The sequence below is a fragment of the Paenibacillus caseinilyticus genome (genome assembly GCF_027533645.1).
Lineage (GTDB): Bacteria > Bacillota > Bacilli > Paenibacillales > NBRC-103111 > Paenibacillus_G > Paenibacillus_G caseinilyticus.
In genome coordinates this window covers 166,463-191,722 of record NZ_JAQAGY010000008.1, presented here as the reverse complement: position 1 = coordinate 191,722, position 25,260 = coordinate 166,463, and the positions used below count along the sequence as shown (strand labels likewise).

The 25,260-nt window shown below is 60.1% G+C and carries 25 protein-coding genes and 1 pseudogene; 18 read left to right on the top strand and 8 right to left on the bottom strand.

The genetic code is table 11. The features are described from left to right. Nucleotides 1-85: 85 nt before the first annotated feature. Both chrA and O9H32_RS14540 read left to right on the top strand, forming a co-directional pair. The gene (gene chrA, locus O9H32_RS14545; RefSeq protein WP_269866830.1) at nucleotides 86-1,333 is read left to right on the top strand and encodes a chromate efflux transporter; all 1,248 of its coding nucleotides are present in this window, start codon (nucleotides 86-88) and stop codon (nucleotides 1,331-1,333) included. Between the two features lie 60 nt (nucleotides 1,334-1,393). Further along, nucleotides 1,394-1,706 (top strand): annotated as a pseudogene (locus O9H32_RS14540) (winged helix-turn-helix transcriptional regulator). Nucleotides 1,707-1,878: 172 nt separating this feature from the next. On the opposite strand, the gene O9H32_RS14535 reads toward O9H32_RS14540, so the two are convergent. Then, nucleotides 1,879-2,085: a zinc-binding dehydrogenase gene (locus O9H32_RS14535; protein ID WP_269866829.1), complete on the bottom strand. Its 207-nt coding sequence runs from the start codon at nucleotides 2,083-2,085 to the stop codon at nucleotides 1,879-1,881. 257 nt (nucleotides 2,086-2,342) lie between these two features. Then, nucleotides 2,343-2,516, bottom strand: coding sequence for a hypothetical protein (locus O9H32_RS14530; RefSeq protein WP_269866828.1), 174 nt, complete (start codon nucleotides 2,514-2,516; stop codon nucleotides 2,343-2,345). Between the two features lie 232 nt (nucleotides 2,517-2,748). Between O9H32_RS14530 and O9H32_RS14525 the strand changes: the two genes are divergently transcribed. The 8 genes from O9H32_RS14525 to O9H32_RS14490 all read left to right on the top strand — a co-directional run bounded on the left by O9H32_RS14525 (nucleotide 2,749) and on the right by O9H32_RS14490 (nucleotide 10,137). Then, entirely contained in the window at nucleotides 2,749-3,798 is a 1,050-nt protein-coding gene (locus O9H32_RS14525) for an ABC transporter substrate-binding protein (protein ID WP_269866827.1), read from the top strand. A 68-nt stretch (nucleotides 3,799-3,866) separates the two neighbouring features. Then, entirely contained in the window at nucleotides 3,867-4,814 is a 948-nt protein-coding gene (locus tag O9H32_RS14520; protein ID WP_269866826.1) for an ABC transporter permease, read from the top strand. After that, complete coding sequence (locus O9H32_RS14515) at nucleotides 4,807-5,601, top strand: ABC transporter ATP-binding protein (RefSeq protein ID WP_269866825.1); 795 nt, start codon at nucleotides 4,807-4,809, stop codon at nucleotides 5,599-5,601. Before O9H32_RS14520 ends, O9H32_RS14515 begins: the two co-directional genes overlap by 8 nt. Before the next feature lie 352 nt (nucleotides 5,602-5,953). Continuing rightward, complete coding sequence (locus O9H32_RS14510) at nucleotides 5,954-7,531, top strand: DUF3889 domain-containing protein (RefSeq protein WP_269866824.1); 1,578 nt, start codon at nucleotides 5,954-5,956, stop codon at nucleotides 7,529-7,531. Between the two features lie 191 nt (nucleotides 7,532-7,722). Next, a complete protein-coding gene (locus tag O9H32_RS14505) occupies nucleotides 7,723-8,328 on the top strand; it encodes a DUF2087 domain-containing protein (protein ID WP_269866823.1) in 606 nt (201 codons plus the stop codon). Nucleotide 8,329: 1 nt separating this feature from the next. Beyond that, complete coding sequence (locus tag O9H32_RS14500) at nucleotides 8,330-9,148, top strand: inositol monophosphatase family protein (protein WP_269866822.1); 819 nt, start codon at nucleotides 8,330-8,332, stop codon at nucleotides 9,146-9,148. A gap of 324 nt (nucleotides 9,149-9,472) precedes the next feature. Next, nucleotides 9,473-9,700: an Mpo1-like protein gene (locus tag O9H32_RS14495; RefSeq protein WP_269866821.1), complete on the top strand. Its 228-nt coding sequence runs from the start codon at nucleotides 9,473-9,475 to the stop codon at nucleotides 9,698-9,700. After that, complete coding sequence (locus tag O9H32_RS14490; protein WP_269866820.1) at nucleotides 9,697-10,137, top strand: GNAT family N-acetyltransferase; 441 nt, start codon at nucleotides 9,697-9,699, stop codon at nucleotides 10,135-10,137. Before O9H32_RS14495 ends, O9H32_RS14490 begins: the two co-directional genes overlap by 4 nt. Before the next feature lie 111 nt (nucleotides 10,138-10,248). Here the strand turns inward: O9H32_RS14490 and O9H32_RS14485 are convergent, their stop codons facing one another. Both O9H32_RS14485 and O9H32_RS14480 read right to left on the bottom strand, forming a co-directional pair. After that, a complete protein-coding gene (locus tag O9H32_RS14485; protein WP_269866819.1) occupies nucleotides 10,249-10,716 on the bottom strand; it encodes a type II toxin-antitoxin system VapC family toxin in 468 nt (155 codons plus the stop codon). Beyond that, entirely contained in the window at nucleotides 10,703-11,044 is a 342-nt protein-coding gene (locus tag O9H32_RS14480) for a hypothetical protein (protein ID WP_269866818.1), read from the bottom strand. The genes O9H32_RS14485 and O9H32_RS14480 overlap by 14 nt, the downstream gene beginning before the upstream one ends. 575 nt (nucleotides 11,045-11,619) lie before the next feature. Here O9H32_RS14480 and mreB point away from each other — a divergent pair. Further along, nucleotides 11,620-12,696 carry a rod shape-determining protein gene (gene mreB, locus O9H32_RS14475; RefSeq protein WP_269866922.1) on the top strand — a complete coding sequence of 359 codons (1,077 nt, stop codon included), beginning with the start codon at nucleotides 11,620-11,622 and terminating at the stop codon, nucleotides 12,694-12,696. 354 nt (nucleotides 12,697-13,050) lie between these two features. Here mreB and O9H32_RS14470 read toward each other — a convergent pair whose 3' ends face one another. Beyond that, nucleotides 13,051-14,511, bottom strand: coding sequence for an aminotransferase-like domain-containing protein (locus O9H32_RS14470; RefSeq protein ID WP_269866817.1), 1,461 nt, complete (start codon nucleotides 14,509-14,511; stop codon nucleotides 13,051-13,053). A 124-nt stretch (nucleotides 14,512-14,635) separates the two neighbouring features. Between O9H32_RS14470 and O9H32_RS14465 the strand changes: the two genes are divergently transcribed. Then, on the top strand, nucleotides 14,636-15,925 hold the full coding sequence (locus tag O9H32_RS14465) for an MFS transporter (protein WP_269866816.1): 1,290 nt from the start codon (nucleotides 14,636-14,638) through the stop codon (nucleotides 15,923-15,925). A 180-nt stretch (nucleotides 15,926-16,105) separates the two neighbouring features. Further along, on the top strand, nucleotides 16,106-16,777 hold the full coding sequence (locus O9H32_RS14460) for a hypothetical protein (protein ID WP_269866815.1): 672 nt from the start codon (nucleotides 16,106-16,108) through the stop codon (nucleotides 16,775-16,777). 187 nt (nucleotides 16,778-16,964) lie between these two features. On the opposite strand, the gene pcaD is transcribed toward O9H32_RS14460, so the two are convergent. Further along, nucleotides 16,965-17,792 carry a 3-oxoadipate enol-lactonase gene (gene pcaD / locus O9H32_RS14455; protein WP_269866814.1) on the bottom strand — a complete coding sequence of 276 codons (828 nt, stop codon included), beginning with the start codon at nucleotides 17,790-17,792 and terminating at the stop codon, nucleotides 16,965-16,967. Between the two features lie 149 nt (nucleotides 17,793-17,941). Here pcaD and O9H32_RS14450 point away from each other — a divergent pair, with 149 nt between their 5' ends. After that, nucleotides 17,942-18,427, top strand: coding sequence for an Lrp/AsnC family transcriptional regulator (locus tag O9H32_RS14450; protein WP_269866813.1), 486 nt, complete (start codon nucleotides 17,942-17,944; stop codon nucleotides 18,425-18,427). Between the two features lie 245 nt (nucleotides 18,428-18,672). Here the strand turns inward: O9H32_RS14450 and O9H32_RS14445 are convergent, their stop codons facing one another. Continuing rightward, on the bottom strand, nucleotides 18,673-20,922 hold the full coding sequence (locus O9H32_RS14445) for a sensor histidine kinase (RefSeq protein WP_269866812.1): 2,250 nt from the start codon (nucleotides 20,920-20,922) through the stop codon (nucleotides 18,673-18,675). Continuing rightward, the gene (locus O9H32_RS14440; RefSeq protein WP_269866811.1) at nucleotides 20,900-21,592 is read right to left on the bottom strand and encodes a response regulator transcription factor; all 693 of its coding nucleotides are present in this window, start codon (nucleotides 21,590-21,592) and stop codon (nucleotides 20,900-20,902) included. The genes O9H32_RS14445 and O9H32_RS14440 overlap by 23 nt, the downstream gene beginning before the upstream one ends. 268 nt (nucleotides 21,593-21,860) lie before the next feature. Here O9H32_RS14440 and O9H32_RS14435 point away from each other — a divergent pair, with 268 nt between their 5' ends. The 4 genes from O9H32_RS14435 (at nucleotide 21,861) to metG (ending at nucleotide 25,234) form a co-directional block, all read left to right on the top strand. Then, the gene (locus tag O9H32_RS14435) at nucleotides 21,861-22,097 is read left to right on the top strand and encodes a hypothetical protein (RefSeq protein WP_269866810.1); all 237 of its coding nucleotides are present in this window, start codon (nucleotides 21,861-21,863) and stop codon (nucleotides 22,095-22,097) included. Nucleotides 22,098-22,145: 48 nt separating this feature from the next. Beyond that, nucleotides 22,146-22,574, top strand: coding sequence for a hypothetical protein (locus O9H32_RS14430; RefSeq protein WP_269866809.1), 429 nt, complete (start codon nucleotides 22,146-22,148; stop codon nucleotides 22,572-22,574). A gap of 65 nt (nucleotides 22,575-22,639) precedes the next feature. Continuing rightward, on the top strand, nucleotides 22,640-22,849 hold the full coding sequence (gene yidD, locus O9H32_RS14425) for a membrane protein insertion efficiency factor YidD (RefSeq protein WP_269866808.1): 210 nt from the start codon (nucleotides 22,640-22,642) through the stop codon (nucleotides 22,847-22,849). A 363-nt stretch (nucleotides 22,850-23,212) separates the two neighbouring features. Then, nucleotides 23,213-25,234 carry a methionine--tRNA ligase gene (gene metG, locus O9H32_RS14420; RefSeq protein WP_269866807.1) on the top strand — a complete coding sequence of 674 codons (2,022 nt, stop codon included), beginning with the start codon at nucleotides 23,213-23,215 and terminating at the stop codon, nucleotides 25,232-25,234. Nucleotides 25,235-25,260 lie beyond the last annotated feature (26 nt).

Here is a 25,260-nt window from a genome sequence, read left to right as displayed (position 1 = left end):
GATTAGAAAAATACTTGTAAGTTCGCGCGCGATTTGTTTAGATGGGGTAGACATTATACGCAGGGAAAGGAGCTTGGTCTACTCTATGCCGCCAACTTTGCTTAAGGGCCAGGACGGATCCGGCGGGTCTTGCAGTCCCGGCGCAGAGGTCCCGCGCCCCGGTTTATGGCAGCTCTTCACGGTCTCGCTGCGCCTGGGCTTAACCTCCTTCGGCGGGCCTGCCGCGCACCTTGGTTATTTCCGCCAGGAATATGTGCTGCGCCGCCGCTGGCTCGATGAACGAACGTATGCCGAGCTGGTGGCGCTGTGCCAGTTCCTGCCGGGACCGGCCAGCAGCCAGGTGGGCATGGGCATCGGTCTCCTCCGGGGCGGTATGGCCGGGGCCCTGATCGCCTGGCTCGGATTCTCGCTGCCTTCCGTGCTGGCCCTGGTCCTGTTCGCCTATGCGGTGCAAGGCGGGGCCGACGCAGCAGGCGGCTGGCTGCACGGCCTGAAGCTCGTGGCGGTCGCCGTCGTCGCCCAGGCGGTGCTGGGCATGGGGGCCAAGCTGGCCCCGGACCGCTCCCGCCGCACGCTGGCTGTCCTCGCCGCCGGCGCCGCGCTGCTGTGGCAGGCAGCTTACAGCCAAGCCGTGCTGATCGCCGCCGCAGGCCTCTACGGCCTGTGGGCCTACCGGAGCGCTGCTTCGCAGGAGCCGGCGCCCGCGCTCCAGGTGCCGATCACCCGCCGGGCCGGAGCGGCGAGTCTGGTGCTCTTCGCCTTGCTGCTGTTCGGCCTGCCCTGGCTCAGCGCTGCTTCGGACAGTCCGCTTCTAGCGCTGTTCGACATCATGTACCGGGCGGGTTCACTCGTATTCGGCGGCGGACATGTCGTGCTTCCGCTGCTGGACCGGGAGCTCGTTCCCGGGGGATGGCTGAGCAGCGAGACGTTCCTCGCTGGCTACGGTGCCGCCCAGGCGGTGCCCGGCCCGCTGTTCACCTTTGCCTCCTATCTTGGCGCCGCGGCCCTCGGGTGGCAGGGGGCGGCGGCGGCCACGGTCGGCATTTTCCTGCCTGCCTTCCTGCTGATCCTCGGCGCCCTGCCCTTCTGGGCGGATATCCGTACGAACACTCGGGCCCAAGGGGCGCTGGCCGGCATCAACGCGGCCGTCGTGGGCATCCTGCTCGCCGCCTGGTACCAGCCGATCTGGACGACGGCCGTCCTGCGTCCGGCGGATTTTGCCGTGGGCGCGCTGCTCTACGGTATGCTCGAGTTCTGGAAGCTGCCGCCCTGGTTCGTCGTGCTGGCCGGAGCCCTGCTCGGCAGCGGGCTGGCCTTATGGCCGGGAACTTAACCGAAGACGGTAACGGGAGGAGGGGAGAAGCATGCGCAGCCGTAAAGCAGGCTACGGCCTGTGCCAAGGGGGATAACTGCCTACGGCTGTCCGGTAGAAGCGGCCCTCGATGTCATCGGCGGGAATGGAAGGGAGTCATCCTCTACCATCTTACCTGCGGCACGGTCCGCTTCAATGAATTCCGGCGCCTGATGCCCGGCATTACGCAGCGGATGCTGACCCTTCAGCTGAGGGAGCTCGAAAGCGACGGTCTCATTCACCGCGGGTATATCGCGAGATTCCGCCCAGGGTGGAATATTCGCTGACGGAGCTCGGACGTACGCTGGAAGGGGTCATTCTGCAGCGGCGCGATTGGGGCGAGAAGTATGAATGAGACGGATCCCGCATCGGACAGCGGCTCGTAAGTGGCGCGAAGCGGCGGCACGCTTCCGCATGCCAAGTTCTTTCAAGCTTTGCCAAGCTCTGCCAAAGCCAAAAGGTTATCCGGCCGCACACCGGATAACCTTTTTTCTGCGGGCTGGCTTGCTTCCTTGCGCCTGTGTTCGTTACTCCGCTGCCACGACGACTTTGCCGATCGTGCGGCCGCTCTCGAGCAGGGCGTGCGCTTCCCGGAGCACCGCGGCATTCAGGCCGTGAAGCGTCGCAGTCTGCGTCGTGCGAAGAATGCCCGCTTCGAGCAGCTCGGCCGCGCGGTTCGGCAGGCGATGCTGCTCGGTCCGGTCTTCGGTGGCGTAGATGGCGAAGGTGAACATGAATTCCTAGACGAACGCGGCGCTTTTGTTCTTGAGGAGGGTGAGGTTCAGGCACAAGATGAAGTCGGCCCCAGGGATACCCATAGCGGTCAGCTGCTTCATCATATCCTCATGATGATTGATGACATGGTGGGCGCCGAGGCTCCGGACCCACTGCTGCGATTCGCCGCGGGAGGCGGTGCCGGTGACCGGTCAGTCCCGCCCAGCGGGCCAGCTGTACAGCGATGGAGCCGAGCGTAACCGGGGCCGGAAGTCGTCTATTTCTTTTTTCTGCGGAAGAGGCCGGCCGCTTCGAAGAACAGGATGACGGCGGCAAGGCAGCCGAGCATATACGGAATCAAGAGCGGAACGGCCCGCAGATCAGTGATCCGGACGGCTTTCAGGAACAGCGGATAACAGAGAAGGAGCAGGACGAATAGGGCGATTTTCAAAGGGATTCTCCTTCTCTTGGTAATAATGAACAAAGGTTAAATAACCATTGACGGAATGTGAAGCGGCGTAATAATATAGCATTACCGCGTTAAAGCATATTTCTACAAAATAGTAGAGAATGCGACGGAATATTCTTCCCTTGTGGAAGCAATTGGTACCGCCGCAGCCCCCTAATCGTCCGTACCCGGACGAAGCAGTACGCTTCATCTACATATGCAGGAGGTCATGTTCATGAAACCATTCAAATTGACAGCGCTTCTTCTTGCCGTCCCCCTGATCTTCGCAGGCTGTGGAGCCAAAGAGGCCGCAACCACGGGCAGTAACGGCAGCACTGCCGCTCCCGCGGCAACCGAGAAGAAGGTCTATAAAATCGGCATCACGCAGATCGTCGAACATCCTTCGCTGAACGCGACCCGGGAGGGCTTCCTGGCCGCACTGAAGGACAGCGGATTGGTAGAGAAAGACAACCTTCAGGTAGATTACCAGAATGCCCAGGGCGATTCAACCAACAACCTGACGATCGCGCAGAAGTTCGCCTCGGACAAGAAGGATCTCGTTCTTGCGATCGCTACGCCATCCGCACTAGCAGCCGTGCAGAGCGTGAAAGACGGTCCGGTGCTGTTCGCAGCCATCACCGATCCAGTCGGAGCCAAGCTCGTGAAGAGCCTGGACAAGCCCGGCGGCAATGTAACGGGCGCGGCCGACACGCATCCGGATGCCGTGCCGAAGCTCATGGATCTCATCGCCTCTGACTTCCCCAAGGTGAAGACCGTGGGCATCGTCCTGAACGAAGGCGAGCCGAACGCAGCGGTGATGGCGAAGAACGCCGAGGCGGCGCTGGCGAAGCATAATATCAAAGTAGTGAAGGCCGCGGTAACGAATTCCTCCGAGGTGAAGCAGGCGGCGGATTCCTTGGCCGGCAAGGTCGATGCCTTCTACATTACGCTTGACAACACTGTCGTCAGCGCTGTGGACACGATGATCAAAGTGGCGAATGACAAGAAGATTCCGCTCTTCTCTTCTGACCGGGATACTGTCGAGAGAGGCGCTACGGCTACGTACGGCTTCAAGTACTATGATCATGGCTACCAGGCCGGCAAGATGGCGGTCGAGATTCTGAAGAACGGGGCGAAGCCGGGCGACATGAAGGTCAGCTACCCGGACAAGCTGGACCTGATCATTAACCTGGATGCGGCGAAGGCACAGGGCATAGAGATTAACGATGCGTTGAAGGCCAAGGTGCAGGATCCGAAGAACTTGCTCAGCGGCTCGGCGAAATAAGAACGAAGACGGAGTGACCTTGCGTTTTCTGCCAGGGTCACTCTTCATTCTTTAGAGGAGGAACCTACATGGAGCAATTCAGAGACATCATAGAAGGCTCAGGGGAGCTGGGACTGCTCTACGCCCTGATGGCGCTTGGCGTCTACATTACATACCGGATTCTGGATTTTCCCGACCTGACGGTCGACGGCAGCTTTACGACTGGCGGTGCAATCGCAGCCGTATTGATCACGGGGGGGACGCCTCCGCTGGCGGCGACGGCGGCTGCCTTTGCCGGCGGCATGCTTGTCGGCGCTTGTACGGGCCTGCTCCACACTAAGGGGAAGATCAATGCGCTGCTCTCCGGGATTCTTATGATGATCGCGCTCTATTCCATCAATTTGCGGCTCATGGACAAGAAAGCGAACATCTCCCTCTTCGGCACCGATTCGCTGCTCAGCGATGTCCCGAAGCACTGGGTGATCCCGACCGTCGGCATCGTGGTTGTCTTGGTCAAATTCGCACTGGACTGGTTCCTGCATACGGATCTCGGCCTCGCCCTGCGGGCAACGGGGGACAATCCGCGCATGATCCGCAGCTTCGGCGTGCATACCGACAACACAATCATCGTGGGTGTATCCCTATCGAACGGGCTGGTTGCCTTGTCGGGGGCCCTCATCACTCAATATTCACAGTTCGCCGATGTTAATATGGGCATCGGGATGATCGTCATCGGTCTGGCGTCCGTCATCATCGGCGAAGCGCTGTTCGGCGCGCGAACGATCATCCGGGCTACGCTGGCCGTGCTTCTCGGCGCCATCGTGTACCGTCTGATTGTCGCGCTTGCGCTGCAGATCGGACTCGAATCGACGGATATGAAGCTGATGACCGCCTTGATCGTCATCGTGGCGCTGACGGTTCCCAAGGTCCGCGCAACGATCCGTCAGCGGAGGTTCATCCGAAGGCGTGCGGCAGAGATCGATCGTTCGGCCGCTTCATCTGCCACACGCTCGAAGGGAGGCGGTGTCAATGCTTAGAATCGAGAATGTGACCAAGCTGTTCAATCCAGGCACGCCGGACGAGAAAGCAGCCTTATCCCGGATCAACCTGCACCTGCACGAAGGCGACTTCGTCACGGTGATCGGCTCGAACGGCGCCGGCAAATCCACTCTGATGAATCTAATCTCGGGCGTCATGTCGCCGGATCTCGGCCGGGTGCATATCGAAGGCAAGGCTGTCGAGGGGCTGCCGGAGCACCGCCGCAGCCAGTGGATCGGCCGCGTCTTCCAGGACCCGATGGCGGGGACGGCTCCGACCATGACCATCGAAGAGAATCTGGCGCTCGCTTACTCGCGCAGCAAGCCTAGAGGTTTGTCGATCGGCGTAACCGGCGGCAAGCGCAAGTTCTTCCGCGAGCAGCTCAGCCGGCTCGGTATCGGTCTCGACCAGCGTCTGAACGCCAAGGTCGGCCTGCTCTCCGGCGGGGAGCGCCAGGCGCTCAGCCTGCTTATGGCGACGTTCACGCGTCCGCGCATTCTGCTGCTCGACGAGCACACGGCAGCGCTCGACCCGTCCCGCGCTGAGCTCATTACGACGCTGACGGAGTCCATCGTCTCCGAGATGAAGCTGACCACGCTGATGGTCACCCACAACATGGAGCAGGCGATCCGGCTCGGCAACCGCCTCATCATGATGGACAAGGGGAACATCATCCTGGATGTGCCGCCTGAGCGCAAGCAGGGCCTCACGGTCGAAGGCCTCTTGAAGGAATTCGAGCACATCCGGGGCGAAAAGCTGGCGGACGACCGCGTCGTCCTGGGATAAGACTGTAAGCAGGCAAGAGAGGAACGGCGTTTCACGTATCGCGTGAAGCGCCGTTTTATTGTGCAATGATAAGAATGTATATCTCATCAGAGTCGGCAGGCTTGTGGCTGCCAGACGCTGGGCAATCTCGCGTCCATGACGACTTTCCGTGAGAAGGAGAGCGGATTGCTTACTGCCATTAGTGCCATCCCTTAGGATGCGGTCCGTCCTCCGGCGGACGGTCAGCGTGTCCAACAGCTCCTCGCATATATGCCGGTCAGCGGTTCTTACCACATATTCCCCATGGGAGGAAGGCAATGCTAACGTTATCCCATCTCAGGATGGACATAGCGAAAGGAGCCGTCGGATACGCATGAGTTTCAAAAGAGTTCGTATCGGCATTATGGCCGCCGCGCTGCTGTGCGGCGTTTGGCTGCCGGGTACAGGTGTGCAAGGGCGTCCTGCGCCGAAGGAAGAGCCGAAGGCCGCTTTCATCCGCAGCGGCCACTTATGGCTTAAGCAGAACGGCCAGGAGAGAGAACTGACGGCGGAGGGCAGTGCGGATACGCCGCGCTGGTCCGCGGACGGGCAGTATGTCGCTTATACCCGCCGTGCTTCAGCCGAAGCCCCGCAGGGGGAAGTATGGGTATATTCCCTGGAGACCGACCGGCATCACCGGGTCTATGTGCAGGGAGGATCGAACTACCGCTGGTCACCTAAGCGCAGTGTGCTCGCGCTGCAGCTCGAGTCGGTGCTTGGCACGGTGGAGGTTGGCCTAAGCGGAGCCGGCAGCTTCACGAGCGAAGCGGTGGGGGTGGGCAATTATGCATGGCTGCCGGACGGAAGCGGCTTCCTGATCTCGTCGGCCGCCCAATTGAATCCTGCAGGGTGGAGCGCGGTGGAGCTGTTCACCGTACCCCTTCACACTGGCACGGGAGCATCTGCCCAGCCGCGGCTCCTCTTCACGCTGCCCCTGCAGAGCGGAGATTTCTTCGCGGTCGGCACAAGCACGTTCAAGTGGTCGGAGGACGGCCGCTGGATCTCGTTCATCGCCAGGCCCACTGCTTCCTGGTCGGCCGACAGCAATACGTTATGCCTGCTTTCGGCGGACGGGAAGGTGTTCCGGAAGCTCGGGCACATGCTGGGGTACGAGCCCTGGTTTCATTGGGCTCCCCGGACCGGTAAGCTGGGGTATATCGAAGGCGAAGGACGCCTCGTCACCCAGAACAAAAGGCTGGAGATCCGGGAGATGGGGGCGTTCCGGACGCAGGGGTACACGCCGGCCGGCTTCGCCGACCGCGGATTCACGTGGCTGGATGACAAGCGGCTGGCCGTCTCCCGCTCCGAGGAGAGCGGCGAGGATACCGAGGAGGCCCGCAGGCCGCTTCCGGCCTTGTTCCGTGTTCCTGCATCTTCGGCGGGACCTGGCCGGGAACAGATAGCTTTGACGAGGCCGCCGGAAGGCTTCGGGGACTATGCGCCCAGCTTTATCCGCCGGACAGGGAAGCTGGCCTGGGTCCGGTCGGACGGCCAAAGGGCCGAAGCCTGGATCTCGGATGAGAAAGGAGCGGGGGCAGCCGCGTATATCAAGGGCTTGGACACGGGAACCCCATATTACGGGTATGTGGACTGGAGCCGTGTTCTGGCATGGTATGACCCGGAGCCAGTGGGGGCAGGCACGGCCTTGTTGTCGTCGGCCGCGGTGGCGGGCATCCCGTCTTATGCGCCTTGGGGGCGGATCGCCATGCAGGAGACGGCCAAGAAGTACGGAGCCGAGATCCATGATTACCTGTATGTCGGGCGGAAAGCAGCGGGACCGAATCTGACCGAGGATACGTTCAAGCTGTGGGTGGTGAAGGAAGGCCACGGCTTCGGGGTAATCGTTCGGGTGCGATGGGAAACGGCGACCGAGCGGCTGCAGGCTGTAGAGTTCGAAGAAACGGACCGCTGACGGCGGCGGTCATGTAAGCTCCAGACCCGGCAGGTTCGCCCATCGATCAAGCACCATAGAACCGCATTCGAATACCCGGTCACCTTCCTCTATAGGACGGCCGGGTATTTTTTGGCGGATACGTCTTGCGATGGGAGTTAAATTCGATTATTATCTAATTAGAAATTAATCGAATGAGGTGATCCGGTCCCTTGCCTGTTCAATTGGACAAAATTATTGCCTATCACAAAGCCTTAGCGGACCCTACCCGCTTCCGTATGCTAATCCTGCTGGCGCAGGGAGAGTGCAGCGGACAGCAGCTGGCGGAACGGCTGCATTTGGCCCCCGCTACGGTCACGCATCATGCGGCGAAGCTCAGAGAAGCTGCGCTGCTTCGCGAGCGCCGGGAGAAGAACACGATTTACTTTTCGGTGAGCGAGTATTTTGTAAGAGGGCATGCGCAGGCTTCACTGGAGCTCATCTTCAAAAATCCCCCGCCGGACAAGGAGGAATCTAGCGTGGAGAACGAGAAGTTACAAGCATCCGTATTCAAGCATTTTTTTACCAAAGAAGGAAAGCTGATCCGCATTCCCGCCCAATACAAAAAGAAGCTCATCGCGCTCGGCAGGATCGCGCGGGAACTGGAGAAGGGCCGGGCGTATACCGAGCGGGAGCTCAATGAGGTTATTAAGGCGTATCACGAGGACTTTGCAACGATCCGGCGGGAGTTCATCATGCATCACTTCATGTTCCGCGAGAAGGATGTGTATGAGCTTAATCCGGAAGAAATGTGGACCCAGTGGGAGGAAGTCAGATAAGATGCAGGATATACTAGACAAAGCACGGGAAGTTGCATGCGGGGCCGCTCAGGCTGCCGGGCAGCTCGCGAAGGAGCACTTCGACCAGGAGAAGGAGATTCTCGCCAAAGGCAGCGACGGAGATCTTGTCACCGCGGTAGACCTGCTTGCGGAGCGGGAGATTCTCAGCCGGCTGAACGCCGCTTTCCCGGAGCATCAGGTGCGCAGCGAAGAGAGCGGATGGTCCGGGGTGGAGGGCGACTGGCTCTGGCTCGTCGACCCGCTCGACGGAACGAACAACTATGCGATCGGGCTCGCGGCTTACGGGGTATCGATCACGCTGCTGTACCGCAAGGAGCCTGTGCTCGGCGTGATCTACGATTCGCATCTCGGCAACCTGTATGTGGCCGAGAAGGGGAGAGGGGCGTCGATGAACGGCCTGCCCCTCACGGCGAAGCTCAGCCGGCCGACGCCCAAGCTGACCCTGGCCTGGATTCAAGGCCATCACGTGGGCCGCAGGGGAAGGGCGGCTGCGCTGAAGCGCCACCTCGAGGAGAATGCCAAACGGGTGCTCCCCCTCTGGGCTCCGGCACTGCAATGGAGCATGCTGGCTAGGGGTGATCTCGACGGTATTGTACTCTACAACTCCGAGGGAGACGACCTTTACGCGGGCGTACTTCTTGCGAAGGAAGCAGGGGCGGTGGTCACCGACTACGATGGACGGCCGTTCGAAGGGATGAACCCCGAGCCGTATCTCGTTGCCTGCGCTCCGGAGCGGCAGGAGGAGCTGCTGGCGCTCGTGCGGCAAGGCATGGAGGCGGGCAGCGGGCTGGCGGAGTGAGGACGGACGGAGGCTTGCTACAGGGGGGACTCTGCCCTCAGCCTTCAGCTAGTTGCTACCCCCCGGTCAACCTGGGCGTGGAGAATAACTAGTCTTGTGCAAGGAGGTTAGCAGGATGGGCGAGGAATCGTCACGTTCCGAAGTTACAGAGCACGCCGCTTCGCGCCATAGCGAAGACCCGGCCCGTTGGCGGGGCCGCATCCGCACGGATATTCTCCGCTATTTGGAAGCCCACCGGCATCCATGGAACCGGAGGCTGCATTACGCGGCGTTCCTGGCTGCCTTCTTGGGCTGGATCTTCCTGATCTTCGACTGGCGCTTGGTATGGCGGCGGCACACTATGTTCTCTCGTGGACCGGGCATTTCGGGTTCGAGAAGAACCGCCCGGCCTCCTTCCATTATCCGCTGCTGGGATTCTATGCCGGGTTCGCCTGGTTTTTCGTCCGCACGTTCGAGCTCGCGGCAGGTCGGCGCGTGATTACGGAGTGGGAGCGGGAGGCAGAGGAACAGAGCCTATTATTTCAAAAGGAAGAAGGTAGGAACGAGCGATGACTATGGACCAAACGGCCGGCCCCCGGCTGACGGATGTATGCACGGAGGAAGAGCTTCGCAGCGTGCGGTCTTCCTTAATGGTATTCAATGAGAGCACGGCCCCGAGCGGCTTTCAAGTGCCGAACGAGCGGCTCGATCTGGTACTGAAGGAAGAAGACGGGAAGCTGGCCGGAGGACTGCTGGGCCGGACGTACCGTTTCGCTGTGTACATCGAGATCCTGTGGGTCGATGAGAAGTACAGGGGGCAGGGCCTCGGAGCGCGGCTTATGAAGGCGGCAGAGGAAGAGGCGGTACGAAGGGGCTGCCGTCTGATGCATCTCGACACGTTCAGCTTCCAGGCGCCGGATTTTTACCGCAAGCTGGGATTCGAAGTATTCGGTGAGCTGGCCGGTTTTCCGGACGGGGCGGTCCGCTATTTTCTCAAGAAGACGATTTGATCACACGCAAACAAGCCGGCTTTCCTCTGTAGGAAGGCCGGCTTGCTCCGTATGGCGGATGAACGTTATGTAAGCGTAAGCGCTGCAGCGCGGTACAGACCACGCCGTGGTCTACCACATGCTGGGAAGCACCTTAATCTCCCGGTCCATCTTCGGCAGGAACGTGTAGTTCGGATTGAACGTGAAGATGCGTTTCATCTGGTAGGACAGCATAACCACGGCTGTCATCGCCTCGTTCAGGGAGAACTGATAGTTCGGGAAGTCGATGATGAGCCGCTTGGCTTCCTGCTCCAGCTCCGGTGAGCTGGGGATGATCGTCAATACGCCTTTTTGGACGGCTTTGTCCATCGTGTTCAAGAAGATCTGGGCATCGGAATAATCAAAATGATTGCGCAGCCATTGGTGGGTTTCGAACACGACGTAATTCGTTGTCGCCAGCCGCCGGTCCATGTCGTCCATATCGTAGAACAGGGTCCGGGCTTTGAGATAGTAAGGATCCTCCGGGTTCATGAACGCCATCAGGGCGGACTGTTCCAGGAATACGGTCTGTCCGAGACCTTCCGTATCAAGTACGCTCATATTCTTCCGCCTCCTCTACGCGCCGGTCTCTGCGTTTGGTCAGCGCATCAAGCTGCAGCAGCGGATTCTTCTCTTTCTGCTCCACGGTGGCCTGGAACATCATTTCGTGGCTGCGTACGGCAAAAAACTGCTCGATCATATAGTGGACGGCACCGCTGACCGTCGTATGCTGGGCTTCGGCCATTTCACGGCACTTTTCAAAATACTCGGGCTCAAGCTCGATGATCCGGCTCTCTTCCGTTTCGCCTTCGGGAGAAGAGATTAGCGAGGATGCGGCGCTTTTCCAAGCCTTGAGCTTGCTTTGCAGCATATCTTTGGAATTGCTCATGAGCGTCACCTTCCCTACTCCAAGTGTATTCTTGTTCTCACCGTCCTATAAGATTCGACGCGAAGCTCCATTTTCATAGGGTTTTTTGTCGGAAAAGACGGAATGTCCTCATTATAACACAGTTATTTAACCGCAGCCTCCCGGTTCCAAACGAACCTGGTGAGATATAAATCCTTATATTTTTTAAAAAAGGAGAGTCCTCCTTCCCCGGGGATGGAGAAGCCGTTATTCCACTTTATGGCGCAGGGCCCCCGCAAATTCGGATTCCGTCTAGAATGCTATAGCGTACTTCGTGCAGATGAGGGTTCCGTGGAGCATACCAGAAGCGATCTGCCTTGCTCCTGAATAAGAGCGGGAAGAGGCTGCTGCCCGTGCGGCGGGAGACCCGGGATGAGAGGGTGCGGAAGAGCGCGCATCCGGATGACGTACATATACGTATCGCGAGAGACAAGCTGTATCCCATAAGAACGAGTGCATGCGGACGACTGGGGGACGGCATGGGAATGAATGGCCAGATGTGCCGGCAGCCTTGGCGCCTGCCCCCGGTCCTGAAGAAGGAGAAGGAGGAGATGCGAGTGCTGGGACGCTTTGATATTTATTACGGAATCGATTTGGGAACATCCAATACTGTCATCTATCAGCAGGGGAGGGGAATCGTGCTTAGGGAACCGTCCGTGGTGGCAATCCGCCAGGATACGGGCGAGATTGTGGCGGTCGGCAGCGAGGCGCAGGCCATGATCGGACGTACGCCGGAGTCGCTGGAGATCGTGTATCCGCTGATGAACGGGGTGATTGCGAACTTCGATATGACCTCGCAGATGCTGCAGCTCTTCATCCGCAAGATCGAAGGACGCCGCCGGTGGCTGTGGAGCTCGCAGGTGTACATCTCGGTGCCGTGCGGCATTACGAGCGTGCAGAAGCGCGCCGTCGAAGAGACGATGGTGCATAAGGGAGCGAAGAAGGCGGTGGCCGTCGAAGAGCCGCTGGCGGCGGCGCTCGGAGCCGGGATGCCGGTGGATGAGCCGATCGGCTCGCTCGTGCTGGATATTGGCGGGGGGACGAGCCAGGTGGCTGTGCTGTCGCTTGGAGGCATCGTCGTGAGCCATACGGTGCGGCGCGCGGGCATGTCGATCGATAAGGATCTTATCGAATATGTCAAAAAGACGTATAACCTCGCGATCGGCGACCGTACGGCGGAAGAGATCAAGATGCGGATCGGTTCGGCGGCGAAGCTGCCGGAGGAGCGGGCGATCGATATCCGCGGACGCGATCTGATCGACGGCCTTCCCCGGGCGGTGCGGATCACGTCGGAGGAGATCCGCGGTCTATTCGACGATTTCTTGACGGCGATATTCGAAGCGATCCGCTATACGCTCGAGCACTGCCCGCCGGAGCTCGCCGGCGATGTCGTCGAGCGGGGCATGCTGCTCTGCGGCGGAGGAGCCCTGCTGCACGGGCTCGACGCGCGGATTCAGGCGGAGACCGGCGTGCCGGTCCATATCGCCGCCGACCCGCTCGACTGCACGGCGCTCGGGGCCGGCATGATGCTGGACTACCGTCGGGAGCGGCGGATGGGCACCGGCCTGCCGGGCTACCGGGAGAGTGCGGCGGCGGTCGAGCACGAAGACGAACGCGTACGCCAGGAGGCGTAAGCTGGGGAGTTCCGCGGCGAAACAGGATTGTAAGAAATAGAAGCGCAATCACAAAAAGGATTCCGTGATGTTGGCGGAATCCTTTTGTTGTCTTCGCGGAGGCCTGCTGCCGAGCGGTACTGCCGGGGGCGCCTGCTGGCTGGGGTGTTGGGTCTCAGGGGCAAGGGCCAGGCATACCGCGCTCACCGCGCGATCCGCCCACGGCTTCGGCACACGGCGAGTGAGGCGTAATCCGCGCGAGCGCTTCGGCATACCGCGATCACCGGCGGTCCGGCGGGGTCCGCCGGTACGCCCTTGGCGGTATAGACACTACCGGCCCAGCTCCGGGGTCCGCATCCGCCCCCCCCTCCCCCCTCAGCCCAAGCCGAGCCCGGCGAGCGCCTGACCGATGCGGCGGGCGCCAAGGAGGATCTCCGCTTCGCCGACCGAGGCGTACGTCAGCTGGAAGAAGCCGGGCTCCGCGCCGAACAGGCTGCCGGGGTAGAAGAGCACGCCTTCGCGGATGCCCGCTTCCACCAGCTCCCGGTCGGGCACCGGCCGGGCTAGCTGCAGCCACAGGTAGAATCCGCCCGCCTGGGCGTCGGAGGCAAGCGGTAAGGCTATGCCGCCGGCATGCTCCCGCAGCGCCTGCAGCATACAGCTGCGCCTCAATGCCAGCGTACGGCGCACGGTAGCCAAATGCACCTTGGCGGCCGGCGAACGCAGATAAGCCCCGCCTAGCCGCTCGCCGGCGTGGCTTGTGCTGTAGCCCATCCGGTTCTTTGCCTGCGCCAGGCGCGAGGCGGCCGGCAGCGGGGCGGCGATCCAGCCGAGGCGCATGCCGGGCGTGGCCGTCTTCGACAAGGTGCCGAGGTAGATCACGAAGCGGTCCCCGCCGCTCAGCGCCTTCAGGGAAGGGGGCGGGGGAGTGGCCTGATCGAGGTAGAGATCGCTGTACGGATCGTCCTCGACTATGGGCAGCCGCAGGCTTTCGCATACTTCGAGCAGCTTCTTCCGCCGTGCGGCGGACAGGCACGTGCCGGTCGGATTCTGGTAGCTAGGGTTCGTGAATACCATGCGGATCCGGTGCTTGTAGTACAGCTCGGGAAGCGCTTCGGGGATCAGTCCCTCTCGGTCCATGGGCAGCCGGACCATACGAAGACCGGCTGCCGAGAAGACCCCCATCGCATACAAGTATGACGGACCTTCCACCGCTATGGCATCCCCTGGTTCCAGCAGCGTGTGGGCTATGAGATGCAGCGAATGCTTGACCCCCGCCGTGATCACCAGATGCTCCGGTGATGCCGAGATGCCGTGGCCGGCCAATGTCAGGTCCGCTAATGTCCCGCGAAGCTCCGCACCGCCCCGAAAGTCGTCGTGATAGGAGAACGCCCTGCCGTAATCGGCTTCCTCCGCCAGCTCCCGCAGCAGCTCCAGGGGCATGAGATCGGGAGAAAGCTCCCCCTTGGTGAGATTCACTATCCCCGGCAGCAGGGCCGCTTCCTGCTGCCTGCGGTAGACGGAAGCGGTCGGATCGAACGTCCGCCCTCCCGTATACCTCCGCCAGTTAGGTACGGGCACGGGCTTCTCCTCCCACTGCAGCTCGCATACCCGCGTCCCGCTTCCCTTCACGGAGGTGACGAAGCCTCCCGCCCGGAGTTCCTCATAGGCCGTGCTCACCGTGCTGCGGTTGACGTGCAGCTGTCCAGCCAGTTCGCGTTCCGCAGGGAGCCTCGCTCCGGGCGGCAGGTCGCCCTTCAGGATCTGCTCCTCGAAATAGCGGACAATCTGTTTGAATACCGGCACGCCGGTATCCGGCTGTGGCTTCCAACGCATCGCGACTCCCCCTGTCTCTCCTAAGTATACTTTGCGCTGGAAGTGGCTGGGTGGTTTTTCTGCCAATTGGCCCGGGTGTCCGGGAGGGGGGGACGGTATAATCGGCTGAAAGGGGGAGACGCCGATGGCCTTCCGAACATCATACGGACTATGGTTCCGTGAACAACCATACGCATGGCTTCTTCTGCTCTTCCTGTGGGTCTTCGGGTTCGCGGGTTCGCTGAGCCGGTTCGTGATGGCCTATTACCAGGCGGAGATCACGGCTGATCTTGGCGTAGGACGCAGCTTTCTGGGATTCACATGGTCTACGGCTACACTGCTGGGCGCTTTATGTGCTCCGCTCGGCGGCTGGCTCGTGGATCGGATCGGCTACAAAAAGGTGCTGCTGATCGTGGCGGCCGCCAATCTGCTGTCCGTCGGTACGGTACTGCTGTTCCGCAGCCCCGCAGGATTCTACGCGGGTATCGGGATCCTCGGCGGCATCGGGGGATTGGGCGCATCGGTCACATATGTGCTCGTCACGAACTGGTTCAAGCACCACCGGGCCAAAGCGCTGACGATCCTGGGGAGCGCCGGATCGCTGGGTCTGGCAGTGCTGACTCCGCTGCTGACACGGATGCAGTCGCTCGATTGGAGCACGGTATACCTAATTCTGCTGCTCAATGCAGCTTTATTCCTGCCGCTGATCCTGTTCCTGGTGAAGCCGAGTCCGGAGGGCATAGAGGAGGAGGGGCAGGCTGGACGGCAAGCTTCCTCTTCCCCTGCCGCCTCATCCGCTCTCTCGTGGAGAGCGTCGCTCGCTCACCTGCGGCATCCCGTCGTTGGGGTCGTCATGTTCGCGCTGCTGACCTGCGGCTTCTCCATGGGAACGGTAGAGATGCACATGGTGGCCATTCACCAGACCGCCCATGTCCCCGAGGCCATGATCGCCTCGGCTCTCAGTCTGCTCGGGCTGCTGGAGCTCGTCGGCGGGTTGACCTTCTCGCTTCTGATCGACCGGATGTCCCGCACCCGGGCGCTGGCGGTGCTGTATCTACTGCGGACGGGCGCCTTCGTCCTGCTCTGGATCCACCTGCCGCTATCGCCGCTCGCCTTCTCGCTGCTCTTCGGGGCGACTTATCTCGGGGCGGTGCCGGGCGGCATCCTGGTCGCCGGCGAAGCGCTTCACGGCTCTGGCAAGGCGAGCGGGCTGCAGACCGGCCTCTTCCTCAGCATCCACCAGCTTGGCGGAGTGCTGGCCGCTCTGGGCGGCGGACTGAACTACGATACGCTGCAGGACTACCAGCTGCTCATCGCGCTCAATGCGGGCTTCTCTCTCGCCGCCGCAGCGGGGTATGCAGCCTGCCGCAAGTCGATGTCCGCCAGGCAGCGCAGCCAAGCCACTCCCAGCCCACATAAGGAGGGTGCCGTATGAATATGGCCTGTATTCTGTTTGATGGCGGTGGAGGCCGGGAACCATTGACGCTGCGCTTCATGCCGGGCTATGATCTAAAGAATACCTAATCAACAGACGCATGTTTGAATGCCTGCCTAGAAAAGAGGGATTATCATCGCAGCCAAACCTACCAGCGCCGCCAAGATAACCATCGGGTGTTTGCATGCCCACTACTCCAACATTCGTTTTTTTGAAGGAACCTTCGATCCGGAGCTCTACGGCTTCCTGCATTTTGTGGATCCGGGACTCATCCATTGGCTGACCCGGGAGCCGGAGAAGAGCGTTCCGCTCGAAGTGGGCGGAACCTCTGCCGAGCTGCACGGCCGTCTGACCGGGCAGCTGGAGTGGATCGCCGGCTGCGGAGTGGACGCGATTCTCGTCACGTGCACGAACTATATCGCCGAGCTCGCCAAGCTGGGTGCCAGCCTGGACGGGCGGGTGGCCGCCGAGCTCATCGCGATCGACGAGCCGTGGTTCGGCGAGGTCGTCCGCAGCGGAGGGGACTGCCGGATCGCCTTCACGAATCCGGCAACCGTGGAGGGGACGATGGGCCGCCTGCAGGCTTATGCCGCAGAGCACGGCGTGCCGCTTCGCGCCGAAGCGGTCGTCGCGGACCGCAGCCTGTTCGACCAGCTGCTGCAGGGCCGGGACAAGGAGTACGCCGAAGGCACGTATGCTTTCCTGGCCGGGCTGACGGCGGAGACCGGCGGTCTGCCGGTCGCTGCGGCGCAGCTGTCCATGGCGGACGCCGCACGAACACTGCAGGGGAACGGAGCCGGGGCGGTCATCGAGCCGCTCGGCGCTCTGCAGCGGTATTTGGCCGCTAGATAGCGGTGCGCGGCAGAGAGACCCGTGCAGCGCGAGGCCAGTTAAGCTTGCTCGGCGCATTGTTCTTAAGCGCCAAGCGGCGGTCTATTTGGCCGAAGGACGGCAAGTGAAAAAAGCACCTGTCAGATCATAGAGGGATTCTCTATGGTCTGACAGCTGCTTCCTGCTGCGGTCCACGTGAGGGGTTCCTTTACTCCGAGAGCAGGAAAGGGAGTACCGCGTCCAGAAAGTCGGCGGGACGCTCGATATTCGGCAGGTGTACTGCCGGTAACATGACCAGCTTAGCGCCAGGCACCGTTGCGGCGATTAATTCGCTGTGGCTGGGCAGTGTCACCGTATCGTACTGGCCTCCGATTACCAGTGTCGGGGAGCTGATCAGCGCCGCAGTCCGGCGCATGTCGAAGTCGCGGATCGCAGCGAAGCTTCCGGCGAACCCCAGCGGATGCGTGGCGAGCACCATGTCGCGGAACGCCGATACGGTGTCGCTTTCCGTCTCCCTCATCTGCGGAGGGAACCAATTCCCGATGAACATGTCGGCGAGTTCGGACATGTTCCCGCCTTGAAGGACGGAGGCGATCAGGCCGTCCCAATGTTCTGGGGGCCCCAGGTAGGATGAGGTATTGGACAGAATCAGTTTGCCGATCCTCTCGGGATGATGGATAGCAAGCCATTGTCCGACGACCCCGCCTAACGACAACCCGCCAAAATGCACCCGGCTGATCTGCAGCGAATCGAGCAGCTCGATCACATCCCGTCCGAGCCTGTCAAACGAATACGCTCCGGCGGGGGCATCCGAAGCCCCATGACCGCGATAGTCATAGCGGAGTACGCGAAAATGCTTCGACAACTCCGTAATTTGTCCATCCCACATATGCAAAGTGGTGCCGATGGAATTCGCGAGAACCAATACAGGCAAGTTCGCCGGTCCATCGAACCGGTAGGCGATACGGTTCCCGTCACCCGTCGTAAAGAAGTCCAATCCGCTTACTGCTGCAGCTTCGTTTCCTGTCTTTGTCATGTTTCTCATTCCCCTTTACCGTTTGGTAGTGTTATTGTACTTGGAGATGGCGTACAATCGGAATAAGATTCTTAAGGATTTTGGGGTCTGAAAACTTATATTTTTCTTTGTTTCCGTCGACTAACTTTCGAATGTGAGGCGATGTGCCAATGGACCAGATCGATTATAAAATCTTGTCGGTATTGGAAGAGAACGCCCGGATTCCGATTGCCGAGATGAGCCGGATGATCGCCATGTCGCAGCCCGCGGTAACCGAGAGAATCCGCAAAATGGAGGAGCAGGAGGTCATAACGGGCTACCGGGCGGATCTTTCCCCGTCTAAGCTTGGCAAGCATACAAGCGCTTTTGTTCTGTTCAAATCGACGGACTGCAAGGCGTTCGAGGCTTTCAGTGAAGCGTCCCCGGAGATTATCGATCTTTACCGGATCAGCGGAGAGTTTAATTATCTAATGAAGGTGGTAACGGAAAATGGCGAATCCATGGCCCGATTTCTGGATGCCTGCCACGCCTTCGGATTCTCAACGACCTTGATCGTTCTTTCCACACCCTTTGAGGATAAAAGTCTTGTGGCAGCCAAGGTGGAATCGGACGTCAGAGCACAGATTCAGCCGGAGCCAAAGGTGAAGAGGATGTGAGGCGGGCGAGCGGAGAGCAAGCTCACCCGAAGTCAGTGCCGGCCCGCTGACGATACCCTACCCTACGCTCATCTGTAGTGGATAAGTAATCACCTTACTGCTCGGAGCGGCGTCCAGGCAGCCCTCATCTGTGAAAGGGTTCGGGACAGAGGTTCACTGTGCCTATTGCAGATAGACGCCTACGGTCCTTAATCGGCGGAAGAAGCGGGCATTCCTCCCGGGAGGAATGCCCGCTTCTTCTGCCTTTAGGCCGAGTGGCGTCCGGTGACCGCTGCAGGAGCAGCACTAGTATTGGGAGCGGACGGGAAACTCGCCGTCACTTTGAACAGGTCGCCGTCGACCTCGATGTCCAGCCCGCCGCCCTGCAGTTCCATGATGCTCTTGGCGATCGCGAGCCCAAGGCCTGAGCCCTCCGTGTTCCGGGAGGCGTCCCCGCGCTTGAACCGATCTAGCAGCTCGCCCGCATCGCCTTCGATCTCGTAGGCGGATACATTTTTGACGGTGAACAGCACCACACCCGGCTGCTGTGACAGCATCACATAAATCCGTGTGTGGGGGAGGGCGTACTTGACTGCATTGCCGATGAGATTCTCGAACACCCTCGATGTCTTCTTGCCGTCGAGGCGGGCCATCATCTGCGGCTCATCGATGTGGACCCGGAAGGTGAGGGACGAGGGCTCGAGTCCGTCGCTGAACTCGGCGAGCGCCTGCTCGAGCAGCGCCGCTACGTTCACGGGTTCGACCCGGAGCTCCACCGCGCCGCTGGCCATCTTGGATGCTTCGAACAGGTCGTCGATCAGCACCTTCAGCCGCTGGGCCTTGCGGTCCAGCACATCGACATAATGGCGTCTTGTCTCCTCGGGGAGCTCTTCGCTCTTCAGCAGATCGGCGTAGTTGATGATGGAAGTCAGCGGCGTCTTGAGGTCGTGGGAGACGTTCGTAATGAGCTCCGTCTTCATCCGCTCGCTCTTCATGCGGGATTCGAGGGCCGTCTGCAGTCCTTCCCGCATGTTGTTGATGCCGTGAGCGAGACGGGACAGGCTGCCCCGTCCTTTCTCGGGCAGGGCCACGTGGATCTGGCCTTCAGTCATGCGCGATACGCCTGCCAGGATGGCGTCCAGGGTGCGGACTCGGCGCAGGACGTACGGGACAACGGTGAGGCAGTAGAGAACGCCATAGATCGAAGTTATAACAATCATTTCATCATGTCCTAGCCCCATCCAAAGTTCGGAGACGGGACCGGAGATGACAAATCCCAGCCCGACCGTCGCAGCCATGACCAAAACGGCCTTGAACATCAAGCTTCGGTGCGCCGTCCGATCCGCTAACCTGCCTTGAACCCGCCTCGTTATGCTCCTCTCCCACTCCGTCCCGATGGATCCTGGTTCCACTGCGAGCCTGACAGCATCCCGGCCCAGCAGGAGCAATCCTCCCAGGCACCCTGCCAGCAGAGCTAACGACACCAGCTCTGACGGACGGGGCGGCATCGTGAACACTGCAATCCCATCCACTAGCCCCGCAGCAGCAAGGCCCAGAACCATAGTGAGCACCAGCCTCGCATCCAGCGGCACTTCGCTTACCCAGGCTGTTACCCGTTCGGGGATCGTGGAGCCCAGCGCCGCTTTGGCCCGGTACAAATAGTACCCAAGGAGCACCATGCCCAGAAGACATCCCGCCAGCAGTCCTAACTCCTTGACAATCCTGGACTTGAGCGAATCGAAATACACGGCATCTCGGTGGATTTGAGAGTACCCCTTTGGTTCCAGAGGAACGATCAGGAAGCCTTCCCATTGCTTTGCCTGGAAATATTGGTTTAGGGTCCGTTCATACTCGCTCGCCGTAGGGAACGTCTGGGGCAGCTTCAGCGAGTAAAGGGAGTCGTCTTTTAAATTGGACTCGATGGGCGTGGATTGCATATTCGTGTAAACCGTGTAACTGTCACCTTGGCTTTTGTCCCGGATGTAATACTGCACAGACCCGGCCCGCTTTCGCAGATCCTGCTCCGCCTCCTCGTACTGCTTGTCGCGGTACGCCACATACTCCGCCATCCGCTTCTGCTTCAAGGAGGCGACCTCGGCTTCGGCCTTCGCCAGATCCAGCTGCAGCTCCTGCCGGATGCGGCCGAGCTCCCCGGGTCCCTGGCCTTGCTGTACCGCCTGCTCCAGCCGTTCATTGTGTGCCGCCTGGATGCGTTCCCGGCTTCTTTTCAGCATGGCAGCATAAGCCTCATCCCACCGGGCCAGCATCTCTTTTCCCACTTTCTCTTCGGCAGTCAGAGACGTGTACCCGCGGTTCTCGCCATGCATGAATTCGATCAGGTTCGTATGCGCGCGGAGCTGCTCCTGGAAGTCCCGGCTCTCGAAGTAGTAGTTGTTCTTCAGGAAGGCCCTGTGGGTCCAGATATCGCCGGCCGTAACCAGGGTCACTGCCGCCAAGCCTGCCAGCACCACCCAGGCGATGAGCGCCATGCGCTTATTTTTCCATTTTGTAGCCAATGCCCCACACCACCTTCAAATATTCGGGTTCCTTCGGGTTGATCTCGATCTTCTCGCGGATGCGCCGCACATGGACGGCTACGGTATTCTCCGCCTGGAAGTACGGCTCTCTCCAGACCTTCTCATAGATCTCCTCGATCGAGAAGACCCTCCCTTTGTGCTGCATGAGCAGCTCCAGTATTCGGTACTCCGTCGCCGTCAGCCGCACCTCCTCGCCTTCGACCGACACGGTCTTGGAGGCCTGGTTGAGCACGAGGCCGCCGACACGGATCTCGTTCTCGGACGCCTGGTAGTTCCCGAAGTGAGTGTAGCGCCGCAGCTGCGACTTCACCCGGGCCACGAGCTCCATCGGATTGAACGGCTTCGTCATGTAATCGTCCGCTCCGACGTTGAGCCCGAGAATCTTGTCCGTATCCTCGGATTTGGCGGACAGCATCAGGATCGGGATATGGCGCTGCTCCCGGATGCGGTGCGTCGTCTTGATTCCGTCGAGCAGCGGCATCATGACATCGAGAATGAGCATATGGATCTCTTGCTCCTCCAGAATCCGAAGCGCTTCGACCCCGTTCGCCGCTTGGAACACTTTCATGTTCTCGGCCCGCAGATAAATTTCGATGGCCTCGCCGATCTCCGGCTCGTCGTCGGCCACCAGCACATGGTACGTTTGCATACTCTGATCCACCTTGCCTATGTAATGGAATTCCCAGCCGATAGGCGGGAATGTTGACTACGATCCATAGCTTACCAGAAGGGTCTGACAAGACCCCGCGCATTTTTCTTACAAATTTCTTACTTCTTCTATCTATACCAAACAATGATTATAGCAAGTGTCCTTCCCTGCGGATACACCCATTGGAACTTCTCAGGAAAACCGGCGTAGTAATAAGAAAATAAGTAAAATTATGGATGGATCTATGATATCATAGGAGTTGAGAGAGATGAGCTTGAACCGGAAAACAAAAGCAATCCTGTACACGGTATGGGGCATAGGCGTGTTCGGGTGGGGCGTATTCCATCCGTCCTTGGAGCTGAACAGCTGGCTGAAGCTTCTTATTACGGCCGCCATTATTTTCGCCGATGCCAGCTGGAAGGACCAAGGGGACAAGCGCTACGGTGTCATTTATCTCTACTTCATCGGACTGATCATAGGCTATACTTATCACTATTTCTTCTAAATAATCTAGGCAGGAGATCAGGCCTGCCGGAAAGGCCAGGGAAGCTTCATGCAACGAAAACATCATATGCTTCTGCTCGCCGGTGTCATTGCATTGGGATCGTGCGTAGGGCTTGGAACAGGGAGCAAAGCGACCGAATGGAACCACCAGAAGGCCGTCATCACCGGCATCGAGGAGGCCGTAGCCAGCGCGCAGGCGCAGGGCAGAGAGGTGCGAATCAAGGACTATACGCCGTTCGAGTGGGATCTGCTGTACATATTCCCGGCTTACACCAGCCCGGATCGGATCAACAAACAGTTAGGTTACGAATGGACGAACGAGCATCTCTCCGTCAGCGATGAGCAGACCATCTTGGTGTTTACCCGTCAGGGGAAGGTTGTGGAGGACTACATTTATCGCGGCAGCGCGTTCGCCGAAGATCTCTACGAGAAGCCGCTGTCCCCGGAGCAGGCTGTCGTGAGGCCGGCGGCCCGGTAGATTTGACAGCAATCCCTCCCCGTGGCATCATGGAACGAAACACGGGAAGAGAGGGGGCGGCCGCTATGAAAAAAGCCCTACAGGTGCCGGTCCGCTTCTACCGCCGGTTCATTTCGCCGCTGAAGCCGCCGACCTGCCGCTTCTATCCGACCTGCTCGGCCTATGCGCTCGAAGCGCTCGAGAAGCACGGCGCGGCTCGCGGATCGTGGCTGGCCGTCAAGCGGATCTGCAAGTGTCATCCGTTCCACCCGGGAGGCGTGGACCATGTCCCTTGACATAATGAGTGGATTTTCGTTATATTTGGCATAACAATCCCATGAACGGATGAGTACTTCAGGCAGAGGCCACAGCAGAGAGCCGGGTTAGGTGAGAGCCGGTTGGCGGAGCGGAAGGAAGATGGTCCCGGAGGATATGTCGGTGAGCTGCGGGGTCCTTTGGGGCTGAAGCAGTAAGCTTTCATCGTAGGTCCGGCGTTAACGGACGGCCGGCAGCAGTCCGGCCGCTGAGCCCTGCGCACATCTCGGGAAGAAGTGCATCCATGCAGGGAAAGTTGGGTGGTACCGCGTGAGCAGAAGCTCTCGTCCCAAAGGGGATGAGGGCTTTTTTTGTTTTTTTCCACTACTGAAGGAGGTTGTCCTATGTCGACACCCGAGTCCCAGAAACCGAGCTTTTATATTACAACGCCGATTTATTATCCGAGCGACAAGCTCCATATCGGCCACGCTTATTCCACGACGGCCGGCGACGTCATGGCCCGCTACAAGCGGCTTCGCGGCTTCGACGTCCGCTACCTGACCGGTACCGACGAGCACGGCCAGAAGATCGAGCGCAAGGCCCAGGAGGCGGGGAAGACGCCGCAGGAGTTCGTCGATAACATCGTGACCGGCATCAAAGACCTGTGGCAGAAGCTCGATATCACGTATGACGACTTTATCCGCACGACGGAGCCGCGGCATAAGCAGGCGGTCGAGAAGATTTTCACAAAGCTGAAGGAGCAGGGCGACATCTATCTCGGCCATTACGAAGGCTGGTACTGTACGCCATGCGAGTCGTTCTTCCTCGAGAATAAGCTCGACAACGGCAACTGTCCGGACTGCGGGCGCCCTGTGGAGTGGGTGAAGGAAGAGAGCTACTTCTTCCGCCTGAGCAAGTATGCGGACAGGCTCGTGCAGCACTACGAAGAGCATCCGGAATTCCTGACGCCGGAAGCGCGCCGCAACGAGATGATCAACAACTTCATCAAGCCGGGCCTCGAGGACCTCGCAGTGTCCCGTACGACGTTCGATTGGGGCATCAAGGTGCCGGGAGATCCGAAGCATGTCATCTACGTATGGATCGATGCGCTCTCGAACTATATCACGGCACTCGGCTACGGCAGCGACGACGATACGCTGTACCGCAAATACTGGCCGGCCGACGTGCACCTGATGGCCAAGGAGATCGTGCGCTTCCATTCCATCATCTGGCCGTGCATGCTGATGGCCCTTGACATTCCGCTGCCGAAGCGGGTGATCGGCCACGGCTGGATTCTGATGAAGGACGGCAAGATGTCCAAATCCAAGGGCAACGTCGTCGACCCGGTCACCCTGATCGACCGGTACGGGCTGGATGCGCTGCGCTACTTCCTGATGAGAGACGTTCCATTCGGCTCGGACGGGACGTTCACGCCGGAGAGCTTCGTCGAACGGGTGAACTACGATCTTGCGAACGACCTCGGCAATCTCCTCAGCCGTACCGTGGCGATGATCGAGAAGTATTTTGGCGGCGAAGTGCAGGCATATATCGAAGGCGCTACGGAGTACGATAAGGATATGCTCGAGACGCTCCGCGCGACGGTGTCCAAAGTCGAAGAAAGCATGGAGAACCTGGAGTTCTCCGTCGCCTTATCGGCGGTATGGCAGTCGATCTCCCGCACGAACAAGTATATCGACGAGACCGCCCCATGGGTGCTCGCGAAGGATGAGAGCAAGCGGGCGACGCTCGGCTCGGTATTGTACGTCCTCGCCGAATCGCTGCGGATCTGCTCGGTGCTGCTCCAGCCGTTCTTGACCCAGGCGCCGAAGAAGATCTGGACCCAGCTCGGCATCGAAGCGGGCGCGCTGACCGCATGGGACACCGTGCATGCCTTCGGCACGCTGCCGGCCGGCACCCGCGTCACGAAGGGCGAAGCGATCTTCCCGCGTCTGGAAGCGGACGTCGAGATCGCGTACATCGCCGCATCGATGACAGGCGGCACGCCGGCGGCCGAAGAAGAAGCACCGGCTCCGGCGAATGAGGCCGGCAAGGCGGCTCCTTCCGCTCCGGCTGCAGCCGACGCGGAGGAAGTGGAGCATCTGCCCGAAATCTCTATCGACGATTTCTTCAAGGTCGAGCTCCGCGTCGCACAGGTCATCGCGGCCGAGCCGGTGAAGAAGGCCGACAAGCTGCTGAAGCTGCAGCTCGATCTCGGCGACGAGCAGCGCCAGGTCGTCTCGGGCATCGCGAAGTTCTACACGCCGGAGCAGATGGTCGGACGCAAGGTCATCTGCGTTACGAACCTGAAGCCGGTGAAGCTGCGCGGCGAGCTGTCGCAGGGCATGATCCTGGCGGCTTCCAAGGGCGATCAGCTGACGCTGGCCACCGTGGCCGAGGATTTGCCGAACGGCGCCATCGTGAAATAATTAGGGATGTTCACGTGAACAATGCT

Coding starts and splice junctions, on each gene's coding strand:
- O9H32_RS14430 (WP_269866809.1), top strand. CDS start 22,146: ATGCAACGAAAACATCATATGCTTCTGCTCGCCGGTGTCATTGCATTG.
- chrA (WP_269866830.1), top strand. CDS start 86: ATGCCGCCAACTTTGCTTAAGGGCCAGGACGGATCCGGCGGGTCTTGC.
- O9H32_RS14470 (WP_269866817.1), bottom strand. CDS start 14,511: ATGCGTTGGAAGCCACAGCCGGATACCGGCGTGCCGGTATTCAAACAG.
- pcaD (WP_269866814.1), bottom strand. CDS start 17,792: ATGACAAAGACAGGAAACGAAGCTGCAGCAGTAAGCGGATTGGACTTC.
- O9H32_RS14435 (WP_269866810.1), top strand. CDS start 21,861: ATGAGCTTGAACCGGAAAACAAAAGCAATCCTGTACACGGTATGGGGC.
- O9H32_RS14515 (WP_269866825.1), top strand. CDS start 4,807: ATGCTTAGAATCGAGAATGTGACCAAGCTGTTCAATCCAGGCACGCCG.
- yidD (WP_269866808.1), top strand. CDS start 22,640: ATGAAAAAAGCCCTACAGGTGCCGGTCCGCTTCTACCGCCGGTTCATT.
- metG (WP_269866807.1), top strand. CDS start 23,213: ATGTCGACACCCGAGTCCCAGAAACCGAGCTTTTATATTACAACGCCG.
- O9H32_RS14535 (WP_269866829.1), bottom strand. CDS start 2,085: ATGTTCACCTTCGCCATCTACGCCACCGAAGACCGGACCGAGCAGCAT.
- O9H32_RS14440 (WP_269866811.1), bottom strand. CDS start 21,592: ATGCAAACGTACCATGTGCTGGTGGCCGACGACGAGCCGGAGATCGGC.
- O9H32_RS14525 (WP_269866827.1), top strand. CDS start 2,749: ATGAAACCATTCAAATTGACAGCGCTTCTTCTTGCCGTCCCCCTGATC.
- O9H32_RS14485 (WP_269866819.1), bottom strand. CDS start 10,716: ATGAGCGTACTTGATACGGAAGGTCTCGGACAGACCGTATTCCTGGAA.
- O9H32_RS14465 (WP_269866816.1), top strand. CDS start 14,636: ATGGCCTTCCGAACATCATACGGACTATGGTTCCGTGAACAACCATAC.
- O9H32_RS14520 (WP_269866826.1), top strand. CDS start 3,867: ATGGAGCAATTCAGAGACATCATAGAAGGCTCAGGGGAGCTGGGACTG.
- O9H32_RS14450 (WP_269866813.1), top strand. CDS start 17,942: ATGGACCAGATCGATTATAAAATCTTGTCGGTATTGGAAGAGAACGCC.
- O9H32_RS14480 (WP_269866818.1), bottom strand. CDS start 11,044: ATGAGCAATTCCAAAGATATGCTGCAAAGCAAGCTCAAGGCTTGGAAA.
- O9H32_RS14490 (WP_269866820.1), top strand. CDS start 9,697: ATGACTATGGACCAAACGGCCGGCCCCCGGCTGACGGATGTATGCACG.
- O9H32_RS14510 (WP_269866824.1), top strand. CDS start 5,954: ATGAGTTTCAAAAGAGTTCGTATCGGCATTATGGCCGCCGCGCTGCTG.
- O9H32_RS14495 (WP_269866821.1), top strand. CDS start 9,473: ATGGCGGCGGCACACTATGTTCTCTCGTGGACCGGGCATTTCGGGTTC.
- O9H32_RS14500 (WP_269866822.1), top strand. CDS start 8,330: ATGCAGGATATACTAGACAAAGCACGGGAAGTTGCATGCGGGGCCGCT.